A 5995-nucleotide genomic window follows, 5' to 3' on the forward strand; every position below is an offset into this window, starting at 1 on the left:
GAACTCTTTTTCACAACTGCAACAGGACTTGGCTCCTAAGAAGCCTCCTCCAGAATGCGGGCGAAAACGGTTTAATTGGAAACAAGAATTTGAAGCAGTTCTGCAGTTGTATAAAGTAGATTAATCGTATTAAGTTTTTAAATTTTATAGTGTTCAGCCTTAAGAGGTCACTCTCTTTTTCACTTGCACTATCCATTATTTTCTTATGGGCGCAAGCTATACCAGTAATGAATTTCCATTGACTTTTTGTTGAAAATTTTTTGCAACACTAATGAGTTGCTCATAGTATATCATTGTTAAGAGCAGTATTCAATATATTAGTACCCAAAATTGCGGAAGAACCCAATTTTACTTGACAATCTACACCCAGTTTTAATTATAAATCAACAAGTTTTGTACTTGTTATACTATGTGATGATGTAATTGACGCTTACTGATAGAGCCAAGAAAGGAAGAGAATACGATAAAGCTGTAATCGTACTCTCTTCCTTTCCTATAAGTATTTCTATAATACTATTGGGAATTTTTAATCCTTTCCAGATTAACCCGTGCTTCCGGGGCATGCTGCAATACACCCTCAACCTTTTCACAACTGAACTCACTGCATTTACCGCAATTATCAAGTCCCTTATCCAAGGAGCATTTCCTTATCTCGCAAACATTGCAGTGACTAAAGAGTACTTCTGACTTGCATCCCAAGCAATTAATAGCTTAGGCTCAATGTTTGCATTAAACATTTTACTCCATTGATCGGCCGTCTGCTTTCTTGATTCATCACTGTCACTTACAGTAGCTTTATAAGCCAGACACTCTTCACAATCCAAACCACAACACGCAATATTTTTTGCCATTATGATACCCCTTTTCCAGTTTTATCATGACCATTATACCAAACATATGTTCTATGCGGAAGGGGCTTTATGAATTTTAACCAAGCTGGGTTGACTCAATACGCACATCTGCATGAGGCGTGTTGTTGTTACCTATTGCTACTGTTTTATGGTAAATTTTGAATTTACTTCCCAAAAAGAAATAATGTGATGTTACCTTCTATGATAATCCAACATTTCAATCTTTCTTTTTTTCAAACTTCAAAATTTTTATCACTTTTTCAAACCTGTCAGATTCCTGAATATCATATGTTCCTGGTTTAATTACTAAATTGTTTTTTTTCATATATTCTATTAATTTACTTCGTTCTTTACCAAATAGCATATAAAAATCATTGCCATACATATTTTTGGCTACCTTTAAATAATCAAAATCTTCATACTCTGGAATTTGTAAGGATATAGTTTTAAGAGGAAAAACGGTTAATCTTTCCTTTACATTATAAGAGTAGTATTTTAAAATTAATAGACAAATAAAACTAATAACAATTGTTATGACTATACTTAAAGTTATTTTTTTTGCTAGCTTCATAGAACCTCCTATATCATCAATTAAATTAAGCATTTAATTATTAATTAATTGATTACTTTTTATTATAGTATTCATCAACAACTTTAATTATTGAATCTTTACTTTTTTCATATGATTCCTTGCCATTTAGCTCAAGATAAATATAGCTTTTATGATATTTATCTTTTTTGCTATCATAATCTAAATCAACCCTAATGTTTTCGCCAAAAGTAGATGGAGCTTCTCCAGGTAATATTTTACCAGTAGCTACTTTGAGACTATCTTGAGCAAAATCAATACAATTAGTACCCAGTGCTGACCATGTTCGCCCATTTTCATATTGAGGTATTACTTCATTAACAATTTTTTTAGCTGATTCATATGAAATCTTATAAATCTTTCCAATATTCCATCGATGATTATTATCATCTCTTAAAAATCCTTCTACCCCAAAAAAACGTTCGCCATCGGAAGTTCCCGCAGATGGGTAAAACCCTATATATTTGATAATACGACTCGAACCTTCATAATACTCTAATCTTATAAATGCATGTCCAAAACCGTCGCCTCCCAAAGGATTTAGACTGCCTGGAACAGGTTGATCTACAAGTATGGTTAAAGTGACCTCTCCAGTATAGTATTCATTCATAAAATTATCCAAGAGTATATTATTATATGAATAAAACATCCATTTTCTTGCATCCTCCTTACTTGCAGCTTGCCTTTCCTTATAGATTTGTGCATAGTATGGGCTTGCAATATTATTGCTACCAATTTGTGTATGTTCTTTTCCTTCAACATCATTCGAGTCCTTTTTATCATTTGATGTATTACTAATTGATGGCGTTGTATTAGTACTTACAGGCGTTGTTGTTGTAGTTGTTGTTGTATTATTTTGCTCAGTTACTATTTTTATCGCTGTTTCGTTATTTATTGGACCACGCCCTAAATCTAAAACGTTTTGAGGTACTATAGGTGTTTCAACTTGTGTTACTGGTGGTTTATATGGTTCTGTATAACTCGGTTTAATTGTAACACTCGAAGAATTACTTGTTGAATCATTACTTGGTTTAACTGCTTTATTCTCAGGGTTGTTTCTTATTTCGCTAGCCTCTTTTGCAATTCTAGCTTTTTCTTCTGGTGTTTTAGCTTCTTTATATTGCAGAGTTAAGGACTCTATCGACCATTGAGCTTCCCATGTAAGGTTCTCATCGCCTTCCTGCCAATGTCCAGTTGGGTCAGTATACATCAACGGTTCATTACTACAATATGTATAAAGATTCAAACTTAAGGGATCATCCTGCTCCCCTGTATACGTATCCTCCTGCAGGAATCGTGCAATCTTTGGATCATACATCCTTGCATTCAAGTAATACAAGCCTGTTTCTTTATCATGCTCCTTAATAGCATAACTTTTTATATATATTAAAATGACACTTTTTCAAGTGCCATTATTTTATCAATGTTCAATTATGTATATATTTTAAAGGTTTGCTGCTGCATCTATATCTTCATCCAATATTTTTGATACCTTTTTGAATTTACCTTCCACTTTTGATATTCTGAACTCATGTCTGTCAATTTCAGCTTTTCCAACTTGATTGGAATGTTCTATTGCCTTAACCACTTGATATATCTCATCTTGTCGTTTTTCTAAGTTAGAGAGACTTGTTTCCATATTGTTTTGTCTTTCCTCTATATTTGAAAGCTTTTGCAAAACAAGTTTTTGAAATTCCTCGTTTGTCATACTTATTTCCTTTCGATAACTTCAATTTTCATTCTGATTATATCATTTAAGAAGTTTCTTTTAAAGAGGTTTATTCCATATAATATTTATAGCCTATTTAGGCTGGATATATTCTGATTTGTTTTTCATCATCCAGAAGATTATATTGCAAAGTCTACGCATTACAGCCTTTAGGGCTTGCTTGGTCGTTTTACCTTGGGATATCTTTTTCTTGTAATATTCTCTAAAGATTGGGTTTACTGGCTTTTTTGCATGTCCACATTCATTTGATACGGTTACAGCAAGTTTGAAGAACAGCTCATGCAGCTTTCTATCTCCACGCCTGTTACTAAAGTGTTTATCTGTTTGACCTGATGCATATACAACAGGTGATAGTCCTGCATATTTTGCCAGCTTATCCGCAGTTGCAAAGCGGTTTATATCGTTGATTTCTGCAATAAATTCGGCAGCCATGACGGTGTTAATGCCTTTCATGGTTTCAAGCTTGTAGCCGAAACTTGGAAGAATATCTTTTAATTCTTCCTCTATTTCCTTGATGGACTGCATATTTTGCTTAAGTTGAATTACAGAAGTAGAGACAATAAAATCCCTTGTAGACTGGTATTCCGTTGTTGTATTGCCATCATCTGCAACACATTTTAGTATCTGGGCAGCCTTGTCAAATGAATAATAGCCTCTGCTGTGTTTCCAAAGGAAGCTTCCCAATTCTTCTGCACCTACATTTTGAAGCTTTTGCGGTGACGGATACGTTTGCCAGAACTCCAAGGCACTTGTTGAGTCGAATACCGACCAGAATTTTTTATAGCTTGGATAATGCTGTGATATATGGTTGTGTATCTGATTTTTGAGGGTAACGGAAGACTTGACAAGGGACCTTCTTCTGGATACCAATTGGGATAATATCCAGTAATTATCCTTTATAGTTGCATCGGGCAGGCTGTCGAAATTATCAACTGTGACTTTGGCAACTGAAAAGGCATCCTCTAAATCGGTTTTATGCAGTATTGCCTGACTGTTTCTGTCTGAGTAGGTAAGGTTGGGATTTACATATTTTACAGTCTGCTTTTTGTTGATAAGGTAGGAAGTCAAGGATTTGCCATAGTTTGATATGTCCTCTAGTCCCCATACAAGGCTTTTTCCCCTTGGAACATGCTTTTTTATTTCCTTCAACGTAGTTTCAAACTCTGAAGGCTTGTTTAAAAAAGTAATCTCAAATAGCTTTTCCTTAAAGCAGTTTATGAGCACGGCGGTATGGGTGCGACGGTGTAAATCCACTCCCACGTAAAGATTTTTCATCCTTGGGTGAATCATGATAAAACCCTCCATTATAAATATTGATATTTTCAAGGTACAAAACCTTTGAAGCATTCCTAATTGCAGCGATACACTTTTTTACAAAAGCGTCGCAATGAGCATTAAGCCCGGCTTTTAAAAGGTATTAAAACGCTTACAGAAACCACCTTCAATAAAAGTAACTTCTGTAAGGGCTTTAATGTTAACCCTTCCGGCATATCGGAATGCTGGCATGATAGCCGTAGTATAAGATTACAAGGAGCATGACAGCCTTTTTCATTCCTTGACGGAAGGGTTAATATCAGGTGTAGCTTTTGCATACACCTTGATTGGCAGTAAAATTATAATTAAAATCAGGAATAAACCCTGTATGGTATGCCTGCCTTGATAGCTCTGGAAAGCATATCACGACTTCCTTTGCTACTTCCCAAGTCATTATGGAAAATAAGTACCAAATCAGGCTTTTCCATCTTTAGCATCAGGGCATTCCTGATAGGTCCGGCACTTTTGTCAAACCTCTGCCAGTCTGCAGGATACTCAATGTACCTGATGCCGCACTGACGAGCAGCACGAACAGCCAGAGTATCAGCACCCCTACACCCTCCGGCAATAACTAAATCAATATCCAAGCTTTTGACAACAGCTAAAATCTTCTGGTAATCGCAATAAAAACGGCTTCCAGCTATCAAGACCCTCATATAAAACCTCCTTCCAGTTTTACTGAAAAAGCCTGTAAAAAATACAAGCCTTTGCACTAAAGCCGGAAGCTATAAACACAGCTATATCAACGCTTCTTGAAAATATACAGTATGTAGAAAGACAACCTGAAATGACGGACAGAGCTGCCGTAATGCCTGGCAGCCCTATGTAAAAAACCTCTCAAAATCCCTCATGTATCATCCTCACAATCTACAGGACGAATGGTAATAATACCCTGCGACACATCAATAACTACCCTAGACCCGACCTCAAAACCATAAGTGGTGAGCCACTCAGCGGATACCACAATAGCAGGCGAATCATCAAGCCAATGACTCCTGACAGACGATAAAGCTACCATAAAAAAATACACCTCCACAAAATACTACTCACAAGCCTACGGAGGAAAATACCTCTGCATAAGCCGGGGCAAATGCTACCGCTATATCATACCTATGTCAATGGGACTTTGACAAAAAAAGATAAGAAAAAATGCTTTGCTCCAAAGAAAGCTCTTTAGAGACTCTGTAGGCTTCATCCGATATGAGGGAAAGGACTGTTACCAGTACTTTCCCTCATATCTCAAGTGAAAATCTCAAAAAGATATGTTTGAGATTTTCACTTGATGTCGCTTATAAGCCCACTGCAAGAGAACTCCGAAGGATTCTTTGCAGTCCTTCTGTCATTCTCACAGGCTCTTACAAAGCCCCCTGTAAGCACCAGAAATGTCACATACGGATTGCCAAAAAGACAACTCAATGTCTTTTTGCCAATCCTAAAGCGATAAAAAATATAATTTAAAATATTTTTTATCGCTTGTTGTCTCTTATAAGAGTCTTCGAAAGCTTCTTAAAA

8 protein-coding genes and 1 pseudogene are annotated in these 5995 nt (G+C 35.9%); all 9 read right to left on the reverse strand.

Annotation, left to right across the window (positions count from 1 at the left end; genetic code table 11):
* Positions 1 to 513 precede the first annotated feature (513 nt).
* Positions 514 to 636 (reverse strand): hypothetical protein, encoded by a 123-nt coding sequence (locus tag VIO64_RS16000; protein WP_331920033.1) that lies wholly within the window; start codon positions 634 to 636, stop codon positions 514 to 516.
* A gap of 11 nt (positions 637 to 647) precedes the next feature.
* Positions 648 to 851, reverse strand: coding sequence for a DUF3795 domain-containing protein (locus VIO64_RS16005; protein WP_331920035.1), 204 nt, complete (start codon positions 849 to 851; stop codon positions 648 to 650).
* Between the two features lie 217 nt (positions 852 to 1068).
* A complete protein-coding gene (locus VIO64_RS16010) occupies positions 1069 to 1422 on the reverse strand; it encodes a hypothetical protein (protein WP_331920037.1) in 354 nt (117 codons plus the stop codon).
* Between the two features lie 1201 nt (positions 1423 to 2623).
* Positions 2624 to 2803: pseudogene (locus VIO64_RS23135) on the reverse strand (RHS repeat-associated core domain-containing protein); the annotation flags it as partial.
* Between the two features lie 81 nt (positions 2804 to 2884).
* Positions 2885 to 3148 (reverse strand): M domain protein, encoded by a 264-nt coding sequence (locus tag VIO64_RS16020; RefSeq protein ID WP_331920039.1) that lies wholly within the window; start codon positions 3146 to 3148, stop codon positions 2885 to 2887.
* 93 nt (positions 3149 to 3241) lie between these two features.
* Entirely contained in the window at positions 3242 to 4459 is a 1218-nt protein-coding gene (locus VIO64_RS16025; RefSeq protein WP_331920041.1) for an IS110 family transposase, read from the reverse strand.
* A gap of 335 nt (positions 4460 to 4794) precedes the next feature.
* Positions 4795 to 5139 carry a DUF2493 domain-containing protein gene (locus VIO64_RS16030; RefSeq protein ID WP_331920042.1) on the reverse strand — a complete coding sequence of 115 codons (345 nt, stop codon included), beginning with the start codon at positions 5137 to 5139 and terminating at the stop codon, positions 4795 to 4797.
* Between the two features lie 191 nt (positions 5140 to 5330).
* A complete protein-coding gene (locus VIO64_RS16035) occupies positions 5331 to 5501 on the reverse strand; it encodes a SymE family type I addiction module toxin (RefSeq protein ID WP_331920044.1) in 171 nt (56 codons plus the stop codon).
* A gap of 257 nt (positions 5502 to 5758) precedes the next feature.
* A complete protein-coding gene (locus tag VIO64_RS16040; protein ID WP_331920046.1) occupies positions 5759 to 5899 on the reverse strand; it encodes a hypothetical protein in 141 nt (46 codons plus the stop codon).
* Positions 5900 to 5995: the final 96 nt, after the last annotated feature.

The sequence above is a fragment of the Pseudobacteroides sp. genome, assembly GCF_036567765.1.
GTDB lineage: Bacteria > Bacillota > Clostridia > Acetivibrionales > DSM-2933 > Pseudobacteroides.